This window comes from Anaerocolumna sp. AGMB13020, assembly GCF_033100115.1.
Classification (GTDB): Bacteria; Bacillota; Clostridia; order Lachnospirales; family Lachnospiraceae; genus Anaerocolumna.
Map to the genome: position 1 here is coordinate 5,692,671 of NZ_CP136910.1, position 26,174 is coordinate 5,718,844.

Below are 26,174 nucleotides of genomic sequence, written 5' to 3' on the forward strand. Positions count from 1 at the left end.
AAAAGTTTCAAATTGCCAGAAAAATTCTATCACATTAGGGATGAGAGTGCAAGAAGATTCTGAAAGAAATATGGTATATCTTGTATACGGCTTATTTCCTATAACAATATCAGGTTATTTTAGGTACCAAATGAAAAATTTAGTAGTAATTTTAACTAATTAGTGCTATAATATAAAGAAGCAGGTTTTTTACTGTTCTATATGCCAGAGAGAGTATCCGAGACTTCTGAAAAGGTCATCCGCGCAGAAGTATAAACAGGGTGTTCTTTTCAGTAGTTTCGGAGCTTTGGCAAATCCACTATAATAAAGGAGATATTTCATGTACAAAAGTTTTTCCATGGAGCTTGCAGGAAGAACCCTTTCTGTAGACGTAGGCAGAGTAGCAGCTCAGGCAAACGGTGCAGCATTTATGCACTATGGCGATACTGTTGTTTTATCAACAGCAACAGCCTCTGATAAACCCAGAGAAGGAATCGATTTCTTCCCTTTGAGTGTTGAATATGAAGAGAAATTGTATGCAGTTGGTAAAATTCCCGGAGGATTTATTAAGAGAGAAGGAAAAGCCTCTGATAATGCAATTCTTACCTCACGTGTTATCGACAGACCTATGAGACCTCTGTTCCCTAAGGATTACAGAAATGATGTAACCCTAAATAATCTTGTAATGTGCGTAGATCAGGATTGCAGTCCTGAGCTTACCGCTATGCTTGGTTCTGCTATCGCAACAGCGATATCTGACATTCCTTTTGACGGTCCTACAGCCTCTACCATGGTTGGTATGGTTGATGGAGAACTGGTATTTAATCCCACCAGTGCCCAGAGAGAGAAATCTACCTTAAGCTTAACAGTAGCTTCCACCAAAGAAAAAGTTATCATGATTGAAGCAGGTGCTGCAGAATTACCGGAAGATAAGATGATTGAAGCAATTTTTGCTGCTCATGAATTGAATCAGAAAGTAATTGCTTTTATTGAGACCATTGTAGCAGAGTGCGGAAAACCCAAACATGATTACATCAAATGTGATACTCCCGCAGACCTCTATGAAGATATGGTTGCTTTTATTACACCTGAAGGAATGGAAGAAGCAGTATTTACTGATGTAAAGCAAGTTAGAGAAGAAAATATCCGTGCTATTACGGATAAGCTTGTAGAACGTTATCAGGAAACACATCCGGAATGGCTTCCATTACTGGGTGAAGCTATTTATAAATTCCAGAAGAAGACAGTTCGTAAGATGATTTTAAAGGATAAGAAGCGTCCTGACGGCCGTGACATTAATCAGATCAGACATCTTGCGGCAGAAGTTGATATACTTCCAAGAACTCACGGTTCTGCTATGTTTACAAGAGGTCAGACGCAGGTTCTTACCATAACAACTTTAGGAGCGCTTGCAGAAATCCAGAAGTTAGATGGTATCGATGAGAATGAAAAGACGAAGCGTTATATGCACCACTATAATTTCCCTTCTTACTCCGTAGGTGAGACCAGACCCTCCAGAGGACCTGGAAGACGTGAAATCGGTCATGGTGCCTTAGCTGAGAAGGCTTTAGTGCCTGTACTTCCTTCTGAGGAAGAATTCCCATATGCAATCCGTACCGTATCAGAAGTATTGGAGTCAAATGGTTCCACTTCTCAAGGAAGTATCTGTGCCTCCACGCTTTCTTTAATGGCAGCAGGTGTTCCTATTAAAAGCATGGTAGCAGGTATTTCTGTAGGTCTTGTAACCGGTGATACAGATGACGATTATATTATCCTTACAGATATTCAGGGACTTGAAGATTTCTTTGGAGACATGGACTTTAAGGTTGCAGGTACTCATAAGGGTATCACAGCTATTCAGATGGATATCAAGATTCACGGTCTTACCAGAGAAATTATTGAAAAAGCAATTTATCGTACAAAAGAAGCCAGAACTTATATTTTAAATGATATTATGGCTCCCTGCATTAGTGAACCTCGTACAGAAGTTGGTCCTTACTCACCTAAGATTGTTCAGATTAAGATTGATCCTACTAAGATCGGCGATGTAGTTGGACAGAGAGGCAAGACCATCAACGCGATTATCGAGCTGACTGGAGTTAAGATTGATATTACCGATGACGGATCTGTATCTGTATGCGGTGTAGATTCTGAAAGTATTCAGAAGGCTATCAAATTAATTCAGACAATTACTACAGACTTCGTAGAAGGACAGATTTTTGAAGGTAAGGTAGTAAGTATTAAAGAATTTGGTGCTTTCCTTGAATTTGCTCCCGGCAAAGAGGGAATGGTTCATATCTCAAAGATCTCCAAGGAGAGAATTGACAAAGTAGAAGATGTTCTTTCACTTGGTGATATTGTTAAGGTAGTATGCCTTGGCAAAGATAAGATGGGAAGAATCAGCTTCAGTATCAAAGACGTTAAATAAAACTTTATAAGATTGTTACGTTAGGAAAGGGCAGCAGAATAGACCGCCAGCCTTTTCCGGAGACGTAACAATCTTTTTTTATTTAAATCGACTTCGTAACAGGAGTTACTGGTTATTGACAAATCACAGGACAGCTTTTATAATTTTACTCATTATTATTGTAGCTGTATATGAAAGTATAAGAAATCATACAGGTTTTGTAAGTGTATGCATTAAAAATTATTGTACCTAGAGTGGGTTAAAGGAGCGAACATTGAACGAAGAACTCTATACACCGCAGGAAGTAGCAGATATCTTAAGAATAAAAAAGAGCACCGTATACGAAATGATTAAACGGGGTGAGTTTCAATGCAAGAAAATTGGCAGGCAGTTCCGTATCGGCAAAGCAGACCTTGATACTTATCTTAATAAGAAACAGGATAATAATTCCAGCAAGGAGGAAGGGAAAACTACAGAAGAAGGATCAGCGAATACCCAGTCAGCTTTTGGGCAGGTGTCTTCGTCTGTAAAACGGCGGACGGTTCCGGCAGACTACGATGGGCTGGAGGAACTGGATGTGATGAAAGGGAAAAACATCATAATCTGCGGACAGGATATTTTACTGGAAGCTTTATGTAATCATCTGGCTGCCAGACTTACTGAGACTTCCATTTTCCGTTCCTATAAAGGAAGCTATAACGGGTTATACGATTTGTATCAGGATAAAGTGGATGTGGCAACCGTTCATTTATGGGATGGTGATACCGGTGAATATAATAAAGAGTATGTACGAAGAATGCTGCCAGGAACCCTTTATCGCCGTATCCATCTCGTATGCCGTACACAGGGTTTTTATGTCAGAAAAGACAATCCCAAAGAGATAAAAGGTTTTGCAGATCTTACAAGAGAAGATGTAAGTATGGTAAATCGTGAAAAAGGGAGCGGTACAAGGATATTATTGGATGAACACTTAAGAAGCCTTGCAATCAACAAAGCGCAGATAAACGGGTATAACAGGGAAGTGACCTCACATTTGGCTTGTGCAGGAGCAGTAGCAAGAGGAAGCGCAGATGTATCACTGGGGATAGAAAGAGTAAGTAAGGAGATGGCTGGCCTTGCGTTCATTCCTATTCAATCAGAAAGCTATGATCTTGTTGTGAAAGAAGAAGCATACCGGACTTTCTGGTTTCAAAGTATAATGGAAATATTAAATTCCAGGGAATTTCAAACAGAAGTAGAGCATATGTCCGGGTATGATAGAACAGATATGGGAAAAATACTCGAATAAAAGCTAAGATTGCTGAATTCATCAAAAGCCATTTGCTGGCTGCCATTAATTAACACGTTGCTTCACCTTCCTGTAATTGTATGGAATGAACATTACCGGAGGAGAAAATAGTGACGTGTTTTTTTAAAACCTGAACATGAAGCAGTTATCATTTCTACCACAAGCCTGGCTTGGTGCTGGTCAGCTTTGCCTGCTGGATACAATTTGTATAATATTTACCTTAATAAATCCTACACGGAATATGGAAGTCAATATTGTAATATGATACTATTCCATTGGATATCCAAACGAAAAACCATAATAATTAACAAACTTAACAAAAAGATACTAAAAAGAACTTGACATACAAATTCACCCTGTGTACAATACAAGCAACACCAAACTAAACAGAATTAAACAATACAAGAATGAATCAAACTTAATTTGAAAATAAAAGACAATGGAGTCTAAGACCTGTATGGTCTTGGACTTTTTCTATTTTAAGGCAGATATGCAGTTATAGAAATGTACTGCATTTGCATATACAGTTTTTCTGATCAGATAATGTAAATTGGAAGGAGAATATTATGAAAAAATTTAAACACTTATTATTACTTGCAGTATTTTTACTGGCCTTTTTAACAACAGGCTGCAGCCCTAGGAATGATTCCACCAGTACAAATAACACGGTAACACCGGACGTTACACAGACGGCTGCAGTTACGAAAGCACCAGAAGCTACAGAAGCACCTGCAGAACCTGCTAAAGAGACGGAAAACGTGGAGCTTCTGATTGCAGCAGCAGCGAGCCTTCAAAATGCAATGGAAGAAATGAAACCACTTTATGAAGCTGCCAATAAAGGTGTTACCTTAACTTTTACCTTTGGTAGTTCGGGGTCATTACAGGAGCAGATTGAGCAAGGTGCTCCGGTTGATGTCTTTATGTCAGCTGCCTTAAAGCAGATGAAAGCATTAGAAGAAGGCGGGTTGATTTTAGAGGGCTCCAAGAAAGAGCTTTTAGAGAATAAGGTGGTTTTGATTGTCCCCAGCGACAGTACTCAAGATATAACAAGCTTTGAGGATATTACCAAAGCAGAAACCATAGCACTTGGCGATCCTGCCAGTGTTCCTGTGGGGCAGTATTCTGAAGAAATCTTTACCTCACTGGGCATGCTGGATCAGGTAAAAGAGAAGGCGACCTATGGAAAAGATGTTACGGAAGTACTTACCTGGATTGCTACAGGAAATGCAGATGCCGGTGTAGTTTATGCCACAGATGCGAAATCGTCAACAGATGTAAAGGTAGTAGCGGAAGCTCCAGAGGGAAGCGTATCAAAAGCAATTTATCCGGTAGCTGTTGTTAAGGATTCCAAAGTTCAGGATGCCGCAAAGTCATTTGTTGATTATCTCGCCTCCGAGGAGGCAATAGGAATCTTTGAAAAATATGGTTTTATTGCGAACAAGTAATACAATACATAAGAACTATTATTTTCTATAGCTTTTACAAAGATATCTGGTATAACGTATTTTAATACAAGCTATAAAAGATTTGATATTGTCTGTTGCAAATAATCAGATATTCTATATAATTACAATTATGATTAACCTTGGAAGGAGTAGATAGATGGATTGGTCACCGCTTCTTATTTCCATGAAGACCTCTATATTAGCCACAGCAATAACCTTTTTTATCGGTATATATGCGGCACATTCGGTGCTTAAGCTTAAAGGAAAGCTGCAATGGGTAGTGGATGGATTATTTACCCTTCCTTTAGTATTACCTCCTACAGTAGCAGGATTCTTCCTGCTGCTGTTGTTCGGGAAAAGAGGACCAGTTGGAAAACTACTGGCTCTGTTTGAAATCAGAATCGTATTTTCCTGGTCAGCAACTGTAATTGCAGCAGTAGTGATTGCTTTTCCGTTAATGTACAGATCTGCTAAGGCGGCATTTGAACAGATTGACAAAAATGTTGTTTATGCCGGCAGAACCCTTGGGCTGTCAGAGAGAAAGATATTCTGGGCTATCATAATGCCCTTGGCACTTCCGGGTATCATATCTGGTGGAATTCTTTCCTTTGCAAGAGCATTAGGAGAATTTGGGGCGACCTTAATGATAGCTGGTAACATAAAAGGTGTAACCCAAACTGTTCCGGTAGCCATTTATTCCGCAACACAAGGAAATAAGATGGAACAAGCCATGTTGTGGGTAGCAATTATCGTAGGGATTTCCTTTGTTGTGGTATTCTTCATGAATTATCTGCCAAACAGGAAAAGATATGTAGCAAAAGCAGTAAAACAAAAGACTCGAGGGTAACGAAATGAGTTTATCAGTTGATATCACAAAAAAGTTTAAAGATTTCTCCTTAAATGTCACGCTGGAAACCTCTGGTAACAGACTTGGACTACTGGGAGCTTCCGGCTGCGGAAAGAGCATGACGCTGAAATGCATTGCCGGAATTGAGAAACCGGACAAAGGAAAGATTGTGTTAAATAATAAAGTTCTATTCGATTCTGATAAGAAGATAAACCTTATTCCTCAGAAACGTAAAGTCGGCTATCTTTTTCAAAATTATGCACTTTTTCCCAATATGACTGTAGCCCAGAATATTGGTATAGGAATGAAAGAGAAATGGAAACGAAAGCAGCCTAAGGTCATGGAAATGCTTGAATTGTTTCATTTATCGGGACTTGAGAACCGGTATCCCGCTCAGCTGTCGGGAGGACAGCAGCAGCGAGTGGCACTGGCAAGGATTTTTGCATATGAACCGGATGTATTAATGCTTGATGAACCGTTTTCTGCCCTCGACGCTTTCTTAAAGGAGAGTCTTCTGGAAGAACTTTTAGAAACCTTAAAAATATACAAAGGTGATATTATCATTGTATCCCATAACAGAGATGAAATATACAGTCTGTGTGAAAGACTTGCTGTAATAGACAGTGGTGAATTAATAATGACAGGAGACACGGAGAAGATATTCAGTCATCCTAAAAAGCTTGCAGCAGCCAGGCTTACCGGCTGTAAGAATATATCACCAATTAGAAAAATCAATGAGTATACAGTGGAAGCCATTGATTGGGGAATTATTCTTCATACTTCCAGAAAGGTTACATCGGATATGGGCTATATCGGAATCCGTGCTCATGACCTACAACCGGCAGTTGAAAACTGTGAGAATTCATTTGCTGTTGGGGATTACAGAATAGTAGACAGCCCTTTTGAAAGAAATTTATTATGCAAAAGCGGTCATGGAGAAATCTGGTGGAAAGTAAATGTGGATAAAATCAATCACCAGTTACAAATGCAGGTGCCAAAGTTTCTGGCACTCCCCAAAGAAGCTTTGTTAATGTTACAATAATCAGGTTATCCTTAATGCCTCAGGGTATTAAGGATAACCTTTTTTTATAGGAATGTAAGTTCTTGAAGCTGAGTATGATACCTTTCATAAAGATTATTGCTTAATAGACATATTCAGGTCATACTATTGTCATATAATAAATTAAATATGTTATAATGTTGAAATAATAAATTAAGATGACAGGTGAGGCGGAGATGAATCAGAACTTTAATTTGGAGGAATATTTAAGCGGTGGAGTCGAACGGTTAGTAAAGGATGCAATAAAAGGGACCTTGAAAAATCCCAGAGAAAGTATGTTTCTGACCGGATATTCTGTAAATGCTGCCAAAGCGGCAAAATTACGACACTTATATGAGCAAAAAGGAGAACATATCCCTGCTTTTCTTATTGCCAGTATAACCAATGTCTGCAATCTGCAATGTACCGGTTGCTATGCCAGAGCAAACAGCGGTTGTTCGGACAGAGAAGAGAGAGGCGTACTAACAAAAGAGGAATGGGGAAGGGTTTTTAAGGAGGCCAGAGAGCTTGGAATCTCTTTTATACTTCTGGCAGGGGGAGAGCCGTTAGTGAGAAGAGATATCATAGAGCAAGCAGCCAGGTACAAAGAGATTATATTTCCGGTTTTTACGAATGGTACAATTATCGAAGAGGAATACCTTACATTGTTGGACCACCACAGAAACCTGCTTCCGGTTTTAAGTATGGAGGGGGAAGAAAATACTACAGACAGCAGAAGAGGCAAAGGAATCTATCAAAAAGTAAGTAATATAATGCTGGCTATGAAAAAGAAAGGAATATTGTTTGGTACTTCCATTACTGTTACGAAGGAGAATAAAGAGGAAGTGACATCGGCAGATTTTCTTGCTAAGCTAAAGGAGAAAGGATGCAGACTTGTATTCTATGTGGAGTATGTGCCTGTATCTGAAAATACTGAAATTTTGGCCTTAGAGCAATCCGACCGAGTATTTCTTGATGGCAGGCTGAACAGTTTAAGAGAGAGCTTTCAGGATATGATATTCATTTCCTTTCCGGGGGACGAAGAAGCAGCTGGCGGATGTCTGGCTGCAGGAAGAGGCTTCTTTCATATTAACGCCAGAGGCGGTGCAGAACCTTGCCCATTTTCACCATATTCAGACTGTAATGTAAAAGAGACTGGATTAAGAGAGGCCTTGAAATCACCGTTGTTTGGAAAGATTAAAGAGAAGCACGGGTTACTGACGGAGCATATCGGTGGCTGTACATTATTTGATCAAAAGGATTTCGTTGAGTCGCTTCTATAAAAAGTATAAATATGTCCTTGCTTTGTTTTAAAGATAATGGTACTATAATGGGAAAAAGAACAGTTGTTCGGAAGATGGCTGGAGGAGTACCATGAAAGAATATTACTTATCGAAAAAACAGGCAAGGACTTTGCTTTTGCGTAAGCAAGGATTAACCGGTGATTACCGGTTTGCAGGAGAACAGGGAATATATGATTATATTAAACAAGCAGGTTGTATACAGTTTGACCCTGTTGATGTATGTGGTAAGAATCCGGAACTGGTCCTCCAGTCCAGAGTTGCAGGTTTTAAGAAAGACATGCTCTATAAACTTTTATATGAAGACCGGACTTTAATTGATTATTTTGACAAAAATCTCTCCATCTTTCCGACGGAGGATTTTCGCTATTTTGAACGTACCAGAAACCGATTAAAAGAGAATGCCTGGTTTCAGAGCCAGGTAGAGGAAGTGATTCCTGCAATCTTTGAAAAAATCAAAGAAAAAGGAATGGTGAGTTCCAAAGATATCAAAACCGGAGGCAAAGTTGACTGGTATTGGGGAATTGATACCAGCCTGACACGGGTGGCACTGGAAAACCTGTATTTTGCTGGTGAGCTGATTATTCATCATAAGAATGGCACCAATAAATATTATGCTTTGGCGAAAGATTATCTTGGAAAAGAGTATAAAAGAAAAGACCCCTTAAAAGACGACTATGAGCATTTAAAATGGAGAGTTCTCAGAAGGATAGCAGGGGTTGGCCTCTTGTGGAACCGTCCTTCCGATGCCTTTCTGGGAATCAGATATTTGAAGGCTGACGACCGGAATCGCATTTTTAGCGAATTATTGGAAAAAGGCAAGATTATAAAAATCCACGTTGAGGAAATGGAAGCACCACTTTATAGCCTGAAAGAAGATGCAAAGCTCATAAAAGAAGCAGATTGTGATAATCGAAGCAGAACTGAGTTTCTGGCGCCTCTCGATAATATGTTATGGGATAGAAAATTGATCTCAGAATTGTTTCATTTTGATTACAAATGGGAAATATATACTCCGGAGAATAAGAGGAAATATGGCTATTATGTACTTCCCATTCTGTCAGGTAATGAAATAATTGGAAGGGGCGAGCTTGCTGTTAACAGAAAAAATAGAATTTTGGAAGTGAAGAATATCTGGCTGGAATCGGGAAAAGAATGGGATGAATTTCAGAAACCCTTACAGGAAGCGGTTCGTCGCTTCGCTGATTTTAATTCCGCTGATGAAATTAATTACAGGAAGGATTTTATGAAAAGGACAGAAGGTTAACTGCAATGGATAGTTATGGTATTACAAATAATGTAAATAACCTGAAGCTTCCTATTATTCGCTGTTGTATAATAGCGGTAATGATGATACAATTAAATTTATTGATTATCAGAAAGGTTGAAGTGAATGGTAAATACCAGGAAATTATCCAATGGAATAACAGTTGTAATGGAGACGATGCCTTATCTTAGAAGTGCTGCTCTTGGAATTTGGGTTAAGGTGGGTTCTTCCAATGAAAATGAAAAAAATAACGGAATTTCACATATAATTGAACATATGCTCTTTAAAGGAACAACAACAAGAAACGCCAAACAGATTGCTGATGAAATGGCCAGGATTGGCGGAGATATTAATGCTTATACAAGTAAGGAGTGCACCTCCTTTTATGCGGTTACGCTGGATGAGCATCTCTCTGTTGCTATTGATATTTTAGGGGATATGCTGAAAAATTCTCTGATTGATGAAAAAGCCTTAAAGAAAGAAAAAGGTGTTATAATAGAAGAAATTGATATGTATGATGATTCTCCAGAGGACCTTGTCCATGAGATGCTTCAATTGAAGGTCTGGGACAACCATCCCCTGGGTTATCAGATTTCCGGATCAAAAGAAACTGTGAAAAATATTACCAGGGATGAAGTGCTGGCGTTTATGGCAAAACATTATGTAAGCCAGAATATTGTTATTTCTGTATCGGGAAATTTTAAGGAAGAAGAAATTGCAGAACTTCTAGAAAAGAATTTTGGCAGCATTCCCGAAGGTGAGAGAACAGAAGCAACTTCAGCACCCACCTATATGCCAACAGTCTATCTGAAAGAAAAAGATGTAGAGCAGTTGCATTTAAATATAGCTTATGAATCCATCGTATCCGATGGTGAAGAGAAATATATACTGACCGTTCTCAATTCTGTTTTTGGAGGAAGCATCAATTCCAGATTATTTCAGGAGATAAGAGAGAATCTGGGGCTTACCTATACCATTTATTCCTATGGAAGTTCTTATTCCAAAGGGGGGTTATTCCAGGTATACGGAGCTATGAATCCATCTCAGTTAAAGCCTGTCATTGATAATGTCTTTCAGATTGTGGAAGATATTAAAGAAAAAGGCATTACAGAAGAGGAACTTGCCATGTGCAAGGAACAAATCAAAACCGAGTTAATTATGGGGGATGAAACCGCCAAAAACAGAATGAACAGCAATGGTAAGGCCATGCTGTTTCGAGGATACATTATACCGCTGGAAGAAATAATCGAAAAAGTGAATAGTGTAACGATTGACCAGGTAAGAGAATTTGCGGTAAAGTATCTTAAGAAAGAAAGTGTCAGCATTTCACTTGTAGGGAATCTGGAGGGCGTCGACCTCAAGGAATTAACTGCAAAGCAATAAAAAAACTGTACTTACATTTATATTGGTTATAAGCGGCAACCCCTATTGGATAAGATATTCTTACGGATAGTTATTTGATAGGGGTGAAAGCCTGAGATACCCCAATTTTAAGTTTTAACAGATATAGATAGGATTTAAATGTAAATAACGCTGTAATATTGTATTTTATAGGAACAGGTTTTATGATTCCTAATATAATAAAAACAGAAATGCTGTTATACCAGCTTGGATTTAAAGGAGGATTTGTTGTGCAAATAGATGTCAGTAATTTTCATGGAGCCTGCAGTTGTGGCAGAAGCCATGAAATATTTGTGAAAGAGATTCTGGTAGAAGAAAATGCGTTAAAGAAACTTCCCGAGAAATTAAGTAGGATTTATACAGGAGCATATGCTGACATATCCGTAATCTGTGACACGAATACATATCAGGCAGCAGGAGAAGCCGTCGAGAAGCTGTTGCCCGGCTGTAATATGATTATATTACCGGCGAAAGATCTTCATGCTGACAATCATGGAGTGGCACTGGCAGAGAAAGGACTAAAGATATCACCAAATACAAAGCTGATAATTGCAGTAGGTTCTGGTACCGTACATGATATCAGCAGATATCTTTCAAAGAATTACGGCTTAAATTTTGTATCTGTGCCTACTGCGGCCAGCGTGGACGGCTTTGTATCCACCGTGTCTGCCATGACCTGGAATGGGTTGAAGAAAACCATGCCCGGCGTATCACCGGAGTTAGTTATTGCAGATACCAATATATTTTCAAAAGCACCTTATCGTCTGACTGCCTCTGGTATATCTGATTTATTGGGTAAATACACTGCACTTACTGATTGGGAAATATCCCATATGGTTACCGGAGAGTATATCTGTCATCGTGTATGTGAACTTGAAATGACTGCTCTGAAAGAGGTATGCAGTTGCATTGAAGACCTAAGAGGAAGCCTCGAAGAAGAAAAGACCTTAAAAGCTTATGAACGGCTTATGTATGCTCTTTTATTATCCGGTATAGCCATGCAGATGATTGGTAATTCAAGACCGGCCTCAGGTGCGGAACACCATATATCTCACCTTTGGGAGATGGAAGTAATTAATGGTCCATTGGATGCCTATCATGGAGAAAAAGTTTCCATTGGTCTGATGATCGTAGTACATACTTATCATAAGATTAAGAATGCTATCAAAAACGGAATTTGTAAAGTGATACCTTACAAAGGAATGGAGTTTGAAGTACTTCAGGAGACCTTTGGGAAAAAAGAGCTTTATGAAGGAATACTGGAAGAAAATACACCTGACCCTCTTGCGCTGGTAGATAGTGATAAATTAAACAGCCAGTTACCTTCAATTGCAGGTGTCTTAGATAAGCTGCCTTCGGAGTCAGAACTATTAAAACTTTTATCTGCCGCAGGCTGTAAAAAAGAAATGAAAGAAATTTCACTTGAAGAGAAATTATTGCCCATTACGATCCGTTTAGCACCCTATGTCAGAAATCGGCTGACATTCTTAAGGTTATCAAAGCTATTTAAGATAAAAAATGAAACCGGAGATTAACCAGTCAATCAGCAACAGGATGAATAATTTATGAGCCGTCTTGGAGAAGGATTGTATCATTGATAATCCAAAGTATATAAAAGATTAATCGTTAATTATAGCGGTTAATCTTTTTTTGTTGTGTCAGAGCATTATATTTCTTTATAGATTAGGGAATATTAGAGATATCGTGAATTTAATACTTTATATTTTCACTCAGTATTAATAATAACAAATGCAAGGAGATGCCAATGGAAAAGAACGAATCTAAAATAGAGAAAGAAAAAGAACAAAAAGAGAAAGAAGAATTAGATGATGGTAAAATCAGAGAGTTCGGGCAGACAACTCTTGTTAACGAAAAGAGAAAATCAAAAATTCATCTGTTGTCTGTAATTGGAGAGATAGAAGGACATGAATGCCTGCCTCAGCATAATAAAACAACAAAATATGAACATGTATTACCCCAGCTGGCCGCTATAGAAGACAGTGCGGATATAGATGGTCTGTTGATTCTGATTAATACAGTAGGTGGCGATGTGGAAGCAGGACTGGCTATTGCAGAAATGATAGCTTCCTTAAGTAAACCAACAGTGTCCCTGGTGCTTGGGGGAAGTCATTCCATAGGAGTACCTCTTGCAGTTTCGGCGCAGTATAGTTTTATCGTACCGACAGCGACCATGATCATACATCCGGTCCGTATGAATGGCACAGTAATCGGAGTGTCTCAGACCTATGATTATTTTGAAAAGATACAGGACAGAATACTGAATTTTGTATCAACCCATTCTAAAATTGAGAAAGAAGACTTAAAACAACTGATGCATAATACCAGCCAGTTAGCGAAAGATGTTGGTTCAATCTTAATAGGGCCAGAGACAGTGGATAAGGGGATTATAGATGAAGTAGGAGGAATTAAGGAGGCATTGAAGAAATTATATGAAATGGCAGGAAGAGGTGAAGAAAATTGATTTATTCAGCAACTCCTCTGGAAAGAATCTACACGGATAGAACACAGTCTGTATTAAATACGGGTAAACGCGATGGTAATAGTGAGAATAAGTCGACTGCTGTAGAAAGGTCAGATTTTGCCGTGGGACATGGTAAGGTTTATACCAGGCGTGAAGGGGACAGCTACATCATAGAAGGAATTCAGTCTACCGATATGCAGGATTATCTAAAGACGGAGTATGCTCCGGGTAATAATTTTCCTTGCAACAAAGGTTGTTAAAGGGTATAATAATTTTATGAATTTTCCTGAAAGGGCATTTATTGGATAATCTGTGGATTGTCTGAGCATGTCCCTTCAGGCAGGCTGTCAAAGGCTCAGGAAGAGCAGTTTAACACTTAAATCTTCCGGGTCTATTTTTTGAGTTTAGGGAGGGGTAATTTTGGCTGCCGAAAAAAATACTAGAAAAAGTTCTTCCAGTCAAAGATCCGGGAATAGGTCAAAAGGCACCGGAACCAGGAAGAAGGCTGCAAACAGCAGAAATGTACATAAAAGTAAAAGAAAAGATCCTGTTAAGGATATGTATAAAGATGAAATAGCACTGGTATCAAGCCTTGTATTATCACTGCTTCTGATATTAAGCAATTTTGATCTGAGTGGGATAGTGGGTAAATGGATTAATAGTTTTACCTTTGGAATGTTTGGCTTTTTGGCATATTTACTGCCGTTCTTTTTATTTTTCTCCGTTGCTTTCGGAATTGCCAACAGAGGAAACCGGACCGCCAGTGTAAAACTCGTCACAAGCATTTCCATTACTATAGTGCTGGCTGCAATTCTTCAACTGTTAAAGCTAACCACTGGTAATGGTGGAAAAATGACTTTAACCGAAATATATCGGATATCCTATCATGAGAAAAATGGTGGCGGTCTGATTGGCGGATTACTGTTAAACTTATTTTATCCGCTGTTTGGGGCTGTTGGATCTTATGTGGTGCTTTTTGGGATAATGGCGGTTCTGATTGTAATATTTACAGGGAAGTCTATCTTTAAACCTTTAGGTGCAAAAAGCGAAGCAGCACTTATGCAGATGAAGGAAATGAAACGTTTAAGGCAGGAGGCAGCTTCTGAAGCAGATTACGAAGAAGAAGAGGAAGTGGCATCTGAACCGAAAAGAAAAGCAAGGATTATTTCCTTTGCCAAAGATAAGACTCAGAATGAGGGGAAGGAAGAGGCAATCCAAGGAATGAAAGAGGAGGAAGCTTCTGTTTCCAAACAAAAGCAGGGCCGGAAGAAAAAGAATGCCGATCCAAACAAGGAAGTTGTTGAAATGCAGGAAATTACGCCAGTTAGTATCAATGATTTTCCTATTCAACAGGCAGATATGGGCTTTATCCTGAAAGAAGAAAAAAATGATTTTACCATAAATGGTATGACTTCTCCGGAAATGAATAAAGAACAGGAAGAGACTGGGCGTGCACAAGAACCGGATTATCTGGATACCTTTGATATAAGTGCTTATATGGATGATAGTACTACAGATTTAAAAGAAGAAACTGAAACAGTGGATGAACCGGTCATTATGGGACAGGTTGCTAATGAGGATTTCCATACGGAAATTTATGCGGCTGATACAAAGGAAGTATTCGCTGATGCTATAACAGATGTTGAACCGACAAAACCTGCTGCAGAAAAGCAGACAATACAGAAAGAAGAGGATTTATCTGGTCTGTCTGAAGAAATGAGCCGGAATCAACAGGTAACAGAGAAAGAATATGTGTTTCCGCCATTGGATCTGCTTGCTAGACCGAAAGGCAATGCCAAAGGGATGTCAGAAAAAGATTTAAAGGAAACCGCTGCAAAATTGCAAAGTACCCTGGAGAGTTTTGGTGTTGGAGTTAAGGTTACAAATGTAAGCTGTGGTCCATCAGTTACCAGATATGAACTTCTTCCTGAGCAAGGTGTTAAGGTAAGTCGAATAACCGGACTTGCAGATGATATTAAGCTAAATCTTGCGGCAGCAGATATTCGTATTGAAGCCCCAATTCCCGGTAAGGCAGCGGTTGGCATTGAAGTGCCTAATAAAGATAATTCTACCGTTTTGTTCAGGGAATTACTGGATACAAAAGACTTTAAGGAACATCCTTCAGATATCGCTTTTGCAGTTGGTAAAGATATTGGCGGACAGACGATCGTAACGGATATAGGCAAGATGCCTCACTTACTAATAGCAGGTGCCACCGGCTCCGGTAAATCGGTGTGTATAAATACTTTGATTATGAGTATTTTATATAAAGCCAAACCCTCGGATGTAAAGATGATTATGGTTGATCCTAAGGTTGTAGAATTAAGTGTCTACAATGGTATACCACATCTGCTTATACCGGTTGTTACTGATCCGAAGAAAGCTTCAGCTGCACTTAATTGGGCAGTAATGGAGATGACAGAGCGTTATAAGAAATTTGCCGATCTGGGTGTAAGAGATGTTAAGGGATATAATGAAAAGGTCGCTCAGGTAGAAGAGTATCAGGATGAAAGATATCAAAAGCTTCCCCAGATTGTCATAATCGTGGACGAGCTTGCAGACCTTATGATGGTTGCGCCAGGTGAAGTTGAAGATGCAATCTGCCGTTTAGCACAAATGGCACGTGCGGCGGGACTCCATTTGATTATTGCAACTCAGAGACCTTCAGTAAATGTCATTACCGGTCTCATTAAGGCTAATATCCCATCAAGAATAGCATTTTCCGTATCCTCAGCTATCGATTCCAGAACTATTATAGATGGTGCCGGTGCTGAGAAGCTTCTTGGTAAAGGTGATATGTTATTCTTTCCTTCCGGTTATCCAAAGCCGGTCCGGGTACAGGGGGCCTTTATCTCTGATAAAGAGGTAAGTGAAGTTGTCCGTTTTCTCGCAGAGGAAAACAGCGGAGCCACATACAACGAAGATGTAGCTGATAAGATTGCAAATGCACAAGTAACAGAAGCAGCCGGCGGAGCTGGCGGCGGCAGTGAACGTGATGACTATTTCATTGAAGCTGGTAAATTTATAATAGATAAAGATAAAGCATCTATCGGAATGCTTCAGAGAGTATATAAGATAGGCTTTAACAGGGCGGCAAGAATCATGGATCAACTGGCAGAAGCCGGCGTGGTGGGACCTGAAGAAGGTACCAAACCCAGAAAGATTCTAATGTCCCTGGAGGAATTTGAACAATATGTGGACGAATACTATTAAAAGTTCTTTAAAGGGCTGTCTGATAACCAATGAGTATCTTAATAATTCCAAATTTTCCGTCATTCATGAATGGTTTACCGAGAGTGCCAGAAAATATTCAATGGATCTTAAGCTCAAGACAAATGCGGAAATTCCTATACTCCTTGGCGATGATTCTGTACTTGGAGATCTGAAGGAAATGGATTTTATATTATTCTGGGACAAAGATATCAGGCTTGGAAAATATCTTGAAGGGAAGGGGTATTCTCTATTTAACTCAGCAGACGCCATAGCTTTAAGTGATGATAAGAGCCTGACACATATGGCATTGGAACGAGTAGGTATTCCTATGCCTAAAACTCTGATAGCACCAATGACTTATGAAAATATTGGTTATACCAATCTTGAGTTTCTCAAACAGGCAGAAGCTGTTATTGGATATCCCTGCGTGGTAAAAGAATGTTTCGGCTCCTTTGGACAGCAGGTTTATCTGGCTGGTAACCGAGAGGAATTGATTGAAATAACAAAGACAATTGGTGGTAAGCCTATGTTATTTCAGAAATTCATAGAGAACAGCAGAGGAAGAGATTTAAGGCTGCAGGTAGTAGGAGATAAAGTCATCGCGTCTATGTACCGGTATTCTGATCAGGGGGATTTTCGTGCAAATATAACGGCAGGTGGTAAAATGAAACCCTATACCCCTACAAAAGAACAGGAGGAGCTTGCGCTTTTATGCTGTAAGACACTGGGACTTGACTTTGCTGGTGTGGACCTCTTATTTGGTAATAATGGTGAGACACTTGTTTGTGAGGTGAATTCCAATGCACATTTTAAGAATATATATGAATGTACCGGAGTAAATGCTGCCGATGCCATTTTGGAACATATAATAAAAGGTTCGGAAGCTGTATTTGGTAAGTGAAAGATAGGAAAGCATAGGAACAATGGATAGAAAGAGGTTATTATGACTGGATGGCTAATCTATGGGCAAAATGATGCAAAAAAGAATAAGGGATACATAGATTTTTATATGGCAGAAGGAAAGAGCTTAGGAATTAACATTGAACTTCTGTTTCGTGAGAACATAGAAGTAGGCATTAGAGATAATTCCTGGTTTATCCGATATAACGGTAAAGATTGTATCAAACCTGACTTTGCTATTGTAAGAACGATTTATCCCCTATTGAGCAAACAACTTGAATACCTTTCAATTCCAGTTTTTAATTCATCCGAAATTGCTCGTATCTGCAATGATAAAGCAAAAACGTATCAATGTGTTGCAGAGCTTTCCATACCAATTATTAATACTACATTTGTAGAAAACAATGCAATTCGCAAGAGATTAGAGAATATTATAGAACCAACGGTTATAAAAACTGTCAGTGGACACGGAGGCAGCCAGGTTTACCTCTCCCTGCCAAAATGTTCACCGGCTATTCCAGATCCATATAAGAAGATAAGACACTCAGAAACGGCACGAGAAGAGATTATTGCTGGAATCAGATATGAGGATTGTGTAATGCAGCCATTTATTCCTGGAAAACAGCAGGATCTGCGGGTTTATGTTATTGGAAAAGAGATAATAACAGCTATTCTACGCACGTCGAATGAAGGGTTTCGGGCAAATTTTTCTCTTGGCGGCAATGTCAGAGAATATGAACTATCAAGGAATGAGATAATTACCATACGTAAGATAATTGATCATTTCGAATTTGGCATGGTTGGAATTGATTTTCTTATTGGTGATGAAGGGGAGCTGATCTTTAATGAAATCGAAGATGTTGTGGGAGCAAGAATGCTATATCAGTGTACGGATATAAACCTGGTAAAAAGATATCTTATGTTTGTTATGGATTGTTTATAAGCAAAGCAGGTTTTACTATAAAAGAATTACTTGACATTGTAAATATCCTGTGTTAACATTTCAACAATTTATAACACTTATGACAGGGGAAAATTGTACGGGTATTATCCGATACAACCGTGAATGAAGATGAATCCTTTAATGCTTACCTTACTGAATAGGGACGATGATATGCAGCGCTTATAGCTATGGTTAAGAGACCGTGGGTATAAGCGCTTGTTTCGCTTGTACCCACGGTAGCAGGATTCATTTATGATATCTTAATAAATGCCACCCGGGTATTTTTATATGAAAATACCCGGGTGGTATTTTTTTTAGGGGGGGTGATAACATGCAGCATATAGATTATGCTGTAGGAGATAACACAGGAATTAAGGAAGTAGAGCAGTTAACCTGTGAAGTATGTCCTTAAAAGAACAACGACAAAGTATATCCACAGAAATGTACATTGAGAAAAATCATTGAAAAAGCATAAATTATATATTCACTTATAGTTAAATCAAATTGTGATAGGTGACCATTCCTTTCAACAAAAAGAAGTATAAAAAAAGTGTAAAAAGAAAGAGCAAAAAGAGAGTACAAAAAGAAAGTAAAAAAAGAAAGTACAAAAAGAAAGTACAAAAAGAAAGAGCAAAAAGAAAGAGCAAAAAGAAAGTACAAAAAGAAAGAGCAAAAAGAAAGAGCAAAAAGAAAGTACAAAAAGAAAGTGCAAAAAGAAAGCACAAAAAAAAGAAAGCACGAATAAATGTACAAAAAGAAAGCATTAAACGAATGTACAAAAGTGTGCAAAAACTCTTACTAAAAGCATCTAAGCTGTGATGAGAAATATATAACTTCTTTTAGCATGAGTTGTGTAATATATAACTAAATTTAACTAATATTCTCGAAAGGGGTACTTATGAATAATATAAACGGTAATATTAACGAATTGATAGAGGAAAAGGAGTTACAGAAAAGAATAGGAGAGACTGTAAGTTTTACCGGCTCTGTCTATAAGATACGGAAAATGAGCGGTTTTTCTTTTGTTATAATCCGTACAGCTAGAAATCTGATTCAGGGTATAATGGAGACAAAGGAAGGGCTTTACATGGATCTATGTGAGAATGCCTGCATAAAGGTTATAGGTCTGGTGCGAAAGGAGGAAAGATCTCATGCAGGTTTTGAGATTGATATTAAGAAAATTGAAATATTGTCACTACCTGCGGCTGAACCTCCGGTTGTTATCAATAACAAAGAGCTGAAGGCATCACTGGAAACCAGACTGGATTATCGACCTTTTACTTTGAGGAATCAGAAAGAAAGAGCTGTGTTTAAGCTACAGGAGGGATTTCTGGCAGGTGCAAGAGAATTCTTAATGGCACATAAGTTTACGGAGATTCACAGTCCAAAGATTGTCTATTCCGGGGTTGAAGGTGGAGCCAATATGTTTAAACTGGACTACTTCGGCAGAGATGCATATCTGGCACAGAGTCCCCAAGCGTATAAACAGATGATGGTAGGTGTTTATGACAGAGTGTTTGAGATCGGTGCAGTTTACAGAGCGGAGAAACATGATACGGCAAGGCATTTGAACGAGTATATGGGACTTGACCTGGAAATGGGATATATCAATAACTTTGAGGAAATCATGGAAACAGAAACTGCAATGCTGCAAAGCGTTATGCGTTATCTTACAGACAACTACAAGGAGGAACTGGAACTTCTTAAGGTGGAACTCCCTGTTATAGAGAGCATACCCTCAATAACCTTCCATGAAGCGAAGGATTGGATTAAGAAAGTGTATGGAAGAGAAATTAAGGATTATTATGATTTTGAACCGGAAGAAGAAAAACTTTTATGTCAGCTTGTAAAAGAAAATAATGGAAGTGAATTTGTATTTGTTACTCATTATCCTACTGCAAAAAGACCTTTTTATGCTATGGAAGAGGAAGATGCACCAGAAGTAACCAGGAGTTTTGACTTACTATTTCGGGGGATAGAGATAACAACTGGTGGGCAGCGTATACATGATTACAATACCCAGGTAGGGAAGCTTAAGAAAAGAGAGATGGACACAGAGGCTTTTGAAGGGTATCTGATGCTTCACAAATATGGGATTCCTCCTCACGGTGGTTTGGGTATGGGAGTGGAACGATTTACGATGAGCCTCTTGAATAGGACAAATGTCAGAGAAACTGCCCTGTTCCCAAGAGATATGAATCGCCTGAATCCTTGAATTTAGTATCTCGGGCTGTTGCAATAGGAATATAAGGCATGGATTCTTCTGAAAACGTAATTTATTATGCAGCAGCCCCTCTCGTAAGCATTGTAATAAGGAGTGTCAAAGCTATGGATAATACCTGGTTCGCTAATGAAAACGGAATAATGTGATAGAAAATCTACAATAACTTTACGGTGATATGTATGATTAAGTTAATTGGTTAAAGTGTTAATGTGTAAAATAATATTGACACAATGGGATAATTATGATAATATAACCATAAAATTACAAAGGATAAATATGTAAAATAGTGGCAGGTACTGTCGTACTAAGCAGATATTTAATTTCATATGACATATAAGTTTTATGTGATAAAGGAGGATTATTTTCAATATATTCTTAGTTATATTCTATTGGTAAATAAAGGGGAGAATAAATTCATTTCAGATTACAATAAGTGAAGCAATTTAAGCCATAAAATAAAATGAACAAATGGGGAGAAGTTATGTATTTAAATGTACCAACCAACTGGGATGATAGAATTATTGATAAAATTCAAGAGATTAATGAAGAAGAGAAGTATAAGTATAAAATTCAACAAGTATATGGGGCAACCTTAACAAATATTGGTTCTGGACGTCTAGAAACTCCGGTATTGTCGGATGAAGTTTTAATTGAACATATAAGTAAGATACAAAAACTTGGTATTAAATTTAATTTTCTTATTAACTCACCTTCTCTGGGCGGAATTGAGCATGATAGAAGTAAAAGATCGTTAGTATTAGATACAATTTCATGGATTAACAGTCTTGGAGTAGATATTGTTACAGTTTCAATCCCTTTTATTGGAGAATTGGTTAATTACCATTATCCAAATCTTAAAGTCAAACTTTCTACTATGTTAGATGTCAGATCAGTACAGAATATCAGATTGTTAGAAAAGCTTGGACCGAGTATATATAGTATTACTCTAAGCAGGTTTATTAATCGCGATTTCAAACTTCTTAAGGAAATAGCAAATACTGCTACATATGAGGTAGAGTTATTAGCTAATTCTTTATGTCTACATAATTGCCCATATCAGATGTATCACTCGGATTTAGTATGCTGGCATGCCAGGACGGAGAAGGGGTGGAGAGAACCTTTTACAGACTACCGTGCCATTGCATGTGATGAAGTGAGATTAGGAGATAAATCAGAAATTCTAAAAGCACCATGGATACGCCCTGAAGATTTACCTGCATATCAAAGTGTAGGAATTCATTCAATTAAGATTGCAGGAAGGACGTTCCCCACAAACTGGATAATTAAGATAATGGAAGCATATGCCCTAGGGTCATTTGAAGGAAATTTATGGGATTTAATAATTCCTTTTCTGCCAATTCATGTTGATAATAAGTCTCTTGATGGCTTCTTGGATTATTTTCTTCAGAAAGATTTCAGTTGTGATATTTTCTGTGGTAAATGCAGGTATTGCTACGATATGGCAGATAAACATGTAAAGTTTAAAGATAGTCGTGAAGAATATCTGCAGGACCTAAAGAAAAGGTTGGCTGCACGAATAGATGATACTATAGAACTTGAGCCATATTTTACAGAATCAAGGGTATAGGTTTGAAGGAGTGTAAGATGGGAAAAATCAGAATCAAAAATGCAAAGGAACATAATCTGAAGAATGTTTCGATAGATATTCCTAAAAATAAGCTAGTAGTTTTTACCGGAGTTTCAGGATCAGGTAAATCGACAATTGTGTATGATATTGTTTTTTCAGAAGCTCAGCGCCAATACATGGATTCTCTCAGTACATATGCACGCATGAGTATGCCAAAGTTTTCAAAACCAGATGTTGAGGATATTGAAGGGTTATCACCTGCCATTGTCATAAATCAAGATCCTTTGGCTAAAAACCCCCGTTCTACGGTTGGAACAGTTACGGAAGTGTACACTTATTTACGGTTGCTGTATTCACGCATGGGACAACCTGTATTGAGCGCCGGAGATTTCTCTTTTAATACGCCTTCGGGTGCATGTCAGAATTGCAAGGGTACTGGTGAAGAGCTTGTTATTAATGCAAACCGGTTACTAGACAGAACAAAATCTCTGAATGAAGGTGCTATCAGACACAGGACTTGGAAAGTTGGAGGAAGACTTTGGAATATTATTAATGCAGCTCAGCTCTTTGATATGAATAAGCCTTTAAAAGACTTTACAGAAGAAGAGTTGGACACGCTGCTGTACTCTGAAGCAAAGCAATATTATAACAACACCTTGGGATTTGTCCAGAACTTTTCCTATGAGGGCATTATAACCAGAATAATGAAAAGACATAATGACAGCCGCGGGTTGGAGGCAGTCTCTTATGACGGAGCCTTTTTCTTACCAGGGGTTTGCCATGAATGTAAGGGGGCCAGAGTAAATGAAAGGGCCAGAGAAGTAAGGTATAATGGGAAGTCCATCGTTGACTTAGTTACTATGGAGATTCAGGAACTGCTCCCATATATGAAAACCATAAGTGATCCTGTAGCCCAGGAGATAACAGGATATATTATACGGATATTGGAACTGTTAGTTGATATAGGTGTTGGTTATCTGTCACTTAGCCGGTCTGTAGCTACGCTTTCCAATGGGGAATCCCAGCGTGTAAAGCTGGGTCGCCAGCTTGGAAACTCTTTGACGGACCTTATATATATATTGGACGAACCTACAGCTGGCTTACATGCTAAAGATAAGGAACATATATCAAAGGCCCTTAAAGAATTAGCTAAAAAGCCCAATTCCGTTCTGGTTGTTGAGCATGATAAAAGTGTAATTTCGTGTGCAGACCATATCATTGACATCGGACCCAAAGCAGGGGTACAAGGCGGTTCAATTGTTTTTGAAGGCAGTTATGAAGAGCTTTTATGCAGCGATTCCCTGACAGGACAATATGCTTCGGGAAGAAAGCGTATAGCAGAGAATACGAAACAGCGAAAATCCGATAGATATTTAGAAGTACTTGCAAATCATAATAACCTAAAAAATGTAACAGTTAAAATACCAAAAGATATATTGACTTGCATAACAGGAGTTTCAGGGTCTGGAAAAAGTTCTTTGATTGAGGTGATTCTTGATCAATTTGAAGATATTATCGTGATTGATCAATCCCCTATCGGGTCTTCGCCAAGATCGAATCCGGCTACCTATACAAAAGCTTTTGATGATATACGCAAGGTTTTTGCGGATGCAACAGGTGAAAGTACTTCAAAATTTGCTTTTAACAGCACAGGAGCTTGTGAAAAATGTAAGGGGCTTGGATATGAAGTAATTAACATGCATTTTCTGGGAGATGTGCGCAAGGTATGTGATGAATGCGGCGGAAAACGTTATTCGGAAGAAATTCTGGCATATAAGTATAAGGGGAAAAATATATCCGATGTATTGAATATGACAATACAGGAAGCGGAAGAATTTTTTGTGCATCCGCCTATAAAGATGAAGCTTAATCTACTCTCTTCGGTAGGCCTGGGTTATTTATTGTTAGGGCAATCACTTGATACGCTTTCCGGAGGTGAGGCACAGAGAGTTAAGCTTGCAAGCGGACTTAGCAGGAAAAGTCAGATATATGTACTAGATGAACCAACCAGAGGGTTGCATATGTCAGATATTGACCAGTTATTATCGTTATTGAACAAGCTTGTAGATAACGGAAATACCATAATAGTAGTAGAGCATAATCTTGATATCATAAAAAATGCAGATTGGATTATTGATCTCGGGCCGGAAGGCGGTAAAAGCGGCGGAGAAATTGTCGCGGAAGGACCCCTTGATAAGATAATAAACAGCCATCGTTCTTATACGGGGAAGTATTTGAAAGAGTATTTATACTAGTTCATTCATGAGGAATTTTGGAGGTAAATAATGGATAAGAAAGAGGAATATATTGCAGTTGTTGCAAATTTGCTGTCAGGAAGCGAATTAAAACTTGTGAAAGCCTTTGGATATAAGAGTTTATTAATCAATTCCAATACTTGGATTAGTATGGAGAAAGCACTGGAAGCAGATGTACCGGTTGAAGTTAATCTGAATAATGAAGAAGAATTAATGGAAAAAGTACAGGAATTAAGAAAAAAATATGATATCAAAGCGGTCTTTTCATTAAATGAATACAGAGTACCGATTGCAGCTAAAATAAGAGAATTTTTAGGGTTACCATATGGTATCCCATATAAAGCAGCGATAAATTGTCGAAACAAAAAAATGACACGAAAAATATTGGAGGAGCTTGGGGAGGAAGCAGTAAAATATGCGATAATACAAAACGTGGAAGAAGCCCTTAACTTTGTAAAGGACAACGGATTACCAGTGGTGATAAAACCTTCCAATGATGCAGGCAGCCAATTAGTGTTCTGCTGTAAGACGAGTGCAGAGGTGGAAGAGGCGGTTGCCAGTGTCATGTCAACTGAAAATAATCTTGTAGATCAGAAGTTGGATGCCGAATTTCTTATTGAAGAATTTCTTGATGGACCTGAATTTAGTGTAGAGTCAATTGCTTACAATGGAAAAGTATCTGTTGTCGCGATTACTGCCAAGAAGCTTTTATCGCCATTTAAACCAATAGAGGTGGGGCATACAGTTCCTGCATTATTAAGCCCACAGGAAGAACAGGCAATTAAAAATCTTGTGGAAAAAGCCAACGAACTACTTGGAATTGATTATACAGTTACCCATACGGAAGTTAAACTTACCCAAAAAGGACCAAGGATTGTAGAAGTAAATGCAAGACCCGGAGGAGATAATATACCGCTTTTGGTCGAAGCGGTAAAAGGGATTGATCTATATGAGACAATGGTGGCATTTTCTTTGGGGAGAGAAGCGCACTATAAGGCTTCCTGTACCTCAAAGGCTGATATCAGATATTTTATAGCAGAACATGACGGTTATGCGCACTTTAAGGATATGACGCCTTTATATAAGAATGAAAAAGTCAAGACTGTTAACTTATCGGTTTCCGACGGAAAGGAAGTAACAAGGTCAACCAGTAATTATGACAGAATGGGTTACTTTCTATGCTACGATGAAGAGGATACATATATTGAAGAGATGGCGGGATTAATTGAAGTTACAGATAAGAGTGGAGACAGTCTTTCAGAAAAAGCAGAGGAAGAACAAAATGATAACTTAGATGAGTTATTTAAAAAGTTTTGTGACAATGAAGTTCTTGAAAAGAATATCAGTGACCGTGAATATGCCATTGCACTTTTGGTTCGGGCATTCTCAGCGTGTGACCACTACAAAAAAATCAGGGCGGTAATCTATGCTAAAAGTGTTGGAATAACTACAGAAGAGATCATTTACATTTATTCCATAATTAAATAAAAAGTACTGGCATCAGCAGATAAAAGGAAAGGAGAGCTCTTTTTATCAGGATACAGTTGGTGGACAGGAGAGGAAATGAAGGGGAGAAACATAAATAAAATAGGGGG

The 26,174-nt window shown here is 38.5% G+C and carries 19 protein-coding genes; all 19 read left to right on the plus strand.

All coding sequences use genetic code 11. The features are described 5' to 3' along the window. Positions 1-319: 319 nt before the first annotated feature. The 19 genes from R2R35_RS24000 (at position 320) to R2R35_RS24090 (ending at position 26,067) form a co-directional block, all read left to right on the plus strand. Entirely contained in the window at positions 320-2,407 is a 2,088-nt protein-coding gene (locus tag R2R35_RS24000) for a polyribonucleotide nucleotidyltransferase (RefSeq protein ID WP_317732366.1), read from the plus strand. Positions 2,408-2,660: 253 nt separating this feature from the next. Further along, positions 2,661-3,674, plus strand: coding sequence for a helix-turn-helix transcriptional regulator (locus R2R35_RS24005; RefSeq protein WP_317732367.1), 1,014 nt, complete (start codon positions 2,661-2,663; stop codon positions 3,672-3,674). A 566-nt stretch (positions 3,675-4,240) separates the two neighbouring features. Then, positions 4,241-5,119, plus strand: coding sequence for a molybdate ABC transporter substrate-binding protein (modA, locus tag R2R35_RS24010; RefSeq protein ID WP_317732368.1), 879 nt, complete (start codon positions 4,241-4,243; stop codon positions 5,117-5,119). Positions 5,120-5,276: 157 nt separating this feature from the next. After that, positions 5,277-5,966, plus strand: a complete 690-nt coding sequence (gene modB / locus R2R35_RS24015) for a molybdate ABC transporter permease subunit (protein ID WP_317732369.1) — start codon at positions 5,277-5,279, stop codon at positions 5,964-5,966. Between the two features lie 4 nt (positions 5,967-5,970). After that, positions 5,971-7,008 (plus strand): sulfate/molybdate ABC transporter ATP-binding protein, encoded by a 1,038-nt coding sequence (locus R2R35_RS24020; RefSeq protein WP_317732370.1) that lies wholly within the window; start codon positions 5,971-5,973, stop codon positions 7,006-7,008. A gap of 194 nt (positions 7,009-7,202) precedes the next feature. After that, complete coding sequence (locus R2R35_RS24025) at positions 7,203-8,288, plus strand: radical SAM protein (RefSeq protein WP_317732371.1); 1,086 nt, start codon at positions 7,203-7,205, stop codon at positions 8,286-8,288. Positions 8,289-8,379: 91 nt separating this feature from the next. Further along, positions 8,380-9,573 carry a winged helix-turn-helix domain-containing protein gene (locus R2R35_RS24030; RefSeq protein WP_317732372.1) on the plus strand — a complete coding sequence of 398 codons (1,194 nt, stop codon included), beginning with the start codon at positions 8,380-8,382 and terminating at the stop codon, positions 9,571-9,573. 126 nt (positions 9,574-9,699) lie between these two features. Then, a complete protein-coding gene (locus tag R2R35_RS24035; protein WP_317732373.1) occupies positions 9,700-10,956 on the plus strand; it encodes a M16 family metallopeptidase in 1,257 nt (418 codons plus the stop codon). Positions 10,957-11,138: 182 nt separating this feature from the next. Beyond that, entirely contained in the window at positions 11,139-12,509 is a 1,371-nt protein-coding gene (locus R2R35_RS24040; protein WP_317732374.1) for a sn-glycerol-1-phosphate dehydrogenase, read from the plus strand. A 230-nt stretch (positions 12,510-12,739) separates the two neighbouring features. Continuing rightward, positions 12,740-13,456, plus strand: coding sequence for a ClpP family protease (locus R2R35_RS24045; protein ID WP_317732375.1), 717 nt, complete (start codon positions 12,740-12,742; stop codon positions 13,454-13,456). Continuing rightward, positions 13,453-13,716 carry a YlzJ-like family protein gene (locus tag R2R35_RS24050; RefSeq protein ID WP_317732376.1) on the plus strand — a complete coding sequence of 88 codons (264 nt, stop codon included), beginning with the start codon at positions 13,453-13,455 and terminating at the stop codon, positions 13,714-13,716. Before R2R35_RS24045 ends, R2R35_RS24050 begins: the two co-directional genes overlap by 4 nt. Before the next feature lie 160 nt (positions 13,717-13,876). Next, positions 13,877-16,669, plus strand: coding sequence for a DNA translocase FtsK (locus R2R35_RS24055; RefSeq protein ID WP_317732377.1), 2,793 nt, complete (start codon positions 13,877-13,879; stop codon positions 16,667-16,669). Next, positions 16,650-17,570 (plus strand): ATP-grasp domain-containing protein, encoded by a 921-nt coding sequence (locus R2R35_RS24060; protein ID WP_317732378.1) that lies wholly within the window; start codon positions 16,650-16,652, stop codon positions 17,568-17,570. Before R2R35_RS24055 ends, R2R35_RS24060 begins: the two co-directional genes overlap by 20 nt. A gap of 42 nt (positions 17,571-17,612) precedes the next feature. After that, positions 17,613-18,512: an ATP-grasp domain-containing protein gene (locus R2R35_RS24065; protein ID WP_317732379.1), complete on the plus strand. Its 900-nt coding sequence runs from the start codon at positions 17,613-17,615 to the stop codon at positions 18,510-18,512. Between the two features lie 513 nt (positions 18,513-19,025). Continuing rightward, entirely contained in the window at positions 19,026-19,331 is a 306-nt protein-coding gene (locus tag R2R35_RS24070; protein WP_317732380.1) for a hypothetical protein, read from the plus strand. 79 nt (positions 19,332-19,410) lie between these two features. Then, complete coding sequence (gene aspS / locus R2R35_RS24075; protein WP_317732381.1) at positions 19,411-20,727, plus strand: aspartate--tRNA(Asn) ligase; 1,317 nt, start codon at positions 19,411-19,413, stop codon at positions 20,725-20,727. Between the two features lie 490 nt (positions 20,728-21,217). Next, positions 21,218-22,324, plus strand: coding sequence for a U32 family peptidase (locus R2R35_RS24080; protein ID WP_317732382.1), 1,107 nt, complete (start codon positions 21,218-21,220; stop codon positions 22,322-22,324). A gap of 17 nt (positions 22,325-22,341) precedes the next feature. Beyond that, positions 22,342-24,579 (plus strand): excinuclease ABC subunit UvrA, encoded by a 2,238-nt coding sequence (locus R2R35_RS24085; RefSeq protein ID WP_317732383.1) that lies wholly within the window; start codon positions 22,342-22,344, stop codon positions 24,577-24,579. A gap of 30 nt (positions 24,580-24,609) precedes the next feature. Then, positions 24,610-26,067 (plus strand): ATP-grasp domain-containing protein, encoded by a 1,458-nt coding sequence (locus tag R2R35_RS24090; protein WP_317732384.1) that lies wholly within the window; start codon positions 24,610-24,612, stop codon positions 26,065-26,067. Positions 26,068-26,174: the final 107 nt, after the last annotated feature.

Coding starts and splice junctions, on each gene's coding strand:
- R2R35_RS24060 (WP_317732378.1), top strand. CDS start 16,650: ATGTGGACGAATACTATTAAAAGTTCTTTAAAGGGCTGTCTGATAACC.
- R2R35_RS24020 (WP_317732370.1), top strand. CDS start 5,971: ATGAGTTTATCAGTTGATATCACAAAAAAGTTTAAAGATTTCTCCTTA.
- R2R35_RS24045 (WP_317732375.1), top strand. CDS start 12,740: ATGGAAAAGAACGAATCTAAAATAGAGAAAGAAAAAGAACAAAAAGAG.
- modB (WP_317732369.1), top strand. CDS start 5,277: ATGGATTGGTCACCGCTTCTTATTTCCATGAAGACCTCTATATTAGCC.
- R2R35_RS24000 (WP_317732366.1), top strand. CDS start 320: ATGTACAAAAGTTTTTCCATGGAGCTTGCAGGAAGAACCCTTTCTGTA.
- R2R35_RS24035 (WP_317732373.1), top strand. CDS start 9,700: ATGGTAAATACCAGGAAATTATCCAATGGAATAACAGTTGTAATGGAG.
- R2R35_RS24090 (WP_317732384.1), top strand. CDS start 24,610: ATGGATAAGAAAGAGGAATATATTGCAGTTGTTGCAAATTTGCTGTCA.
- R2R35_RS24040 (WP_317732374.1), top strand. CDS start 11,139: ATGATTCCTAATATAATAAAAACAGAAATGCTGTTATACCAGCTTGGA.
- R2R35_RS24030 (WP_317732372.1), top strand. CDS start 8,380: ATGAAAGAATATTACTTATCGAAAAAACAGGCAAGGACTTTGCTTTTG.
- R2R35_RS24080 (WP_317732382.1), top strand. CDS start 21,218: ATGTATTTAAATGTACCAACCAACTGGGATGATAGAATTATTGATAAA.
- R2R35_RS24065 (WP_317732379.1), top strand. CDS start 17,613: ATGACTGGATGGCTAATCTATGGGCAAAATGATGCAAAAAAGAATAAG.
- modA (WP_317732368.1), top strand. CDS start 4,241: ATGAAAAAATTTAAACACTTATTATTACTTGCAGTATTTTTACTGGCC.
- R2R35_RS24025 (WP_317732371.1), top strand. CDS start 7,203: ATGAATCAGAACTTTAATTTGGAGGAATATTTAAGCGGTGGAGTCGAA.
- R2R35_RS24085 (WP_317732383.1), top strand. CDS start 22,342: ATGGGAAAAATCAGAATCAAAAATGCAAAGGAACATAATCTGAAGAAT.
- aspS (WP_317732381.1), top strand. CDS start 19,411: ATGAATAATATAAACGGTAATATTAACGAATTGATAGAGGAAAAGGAG.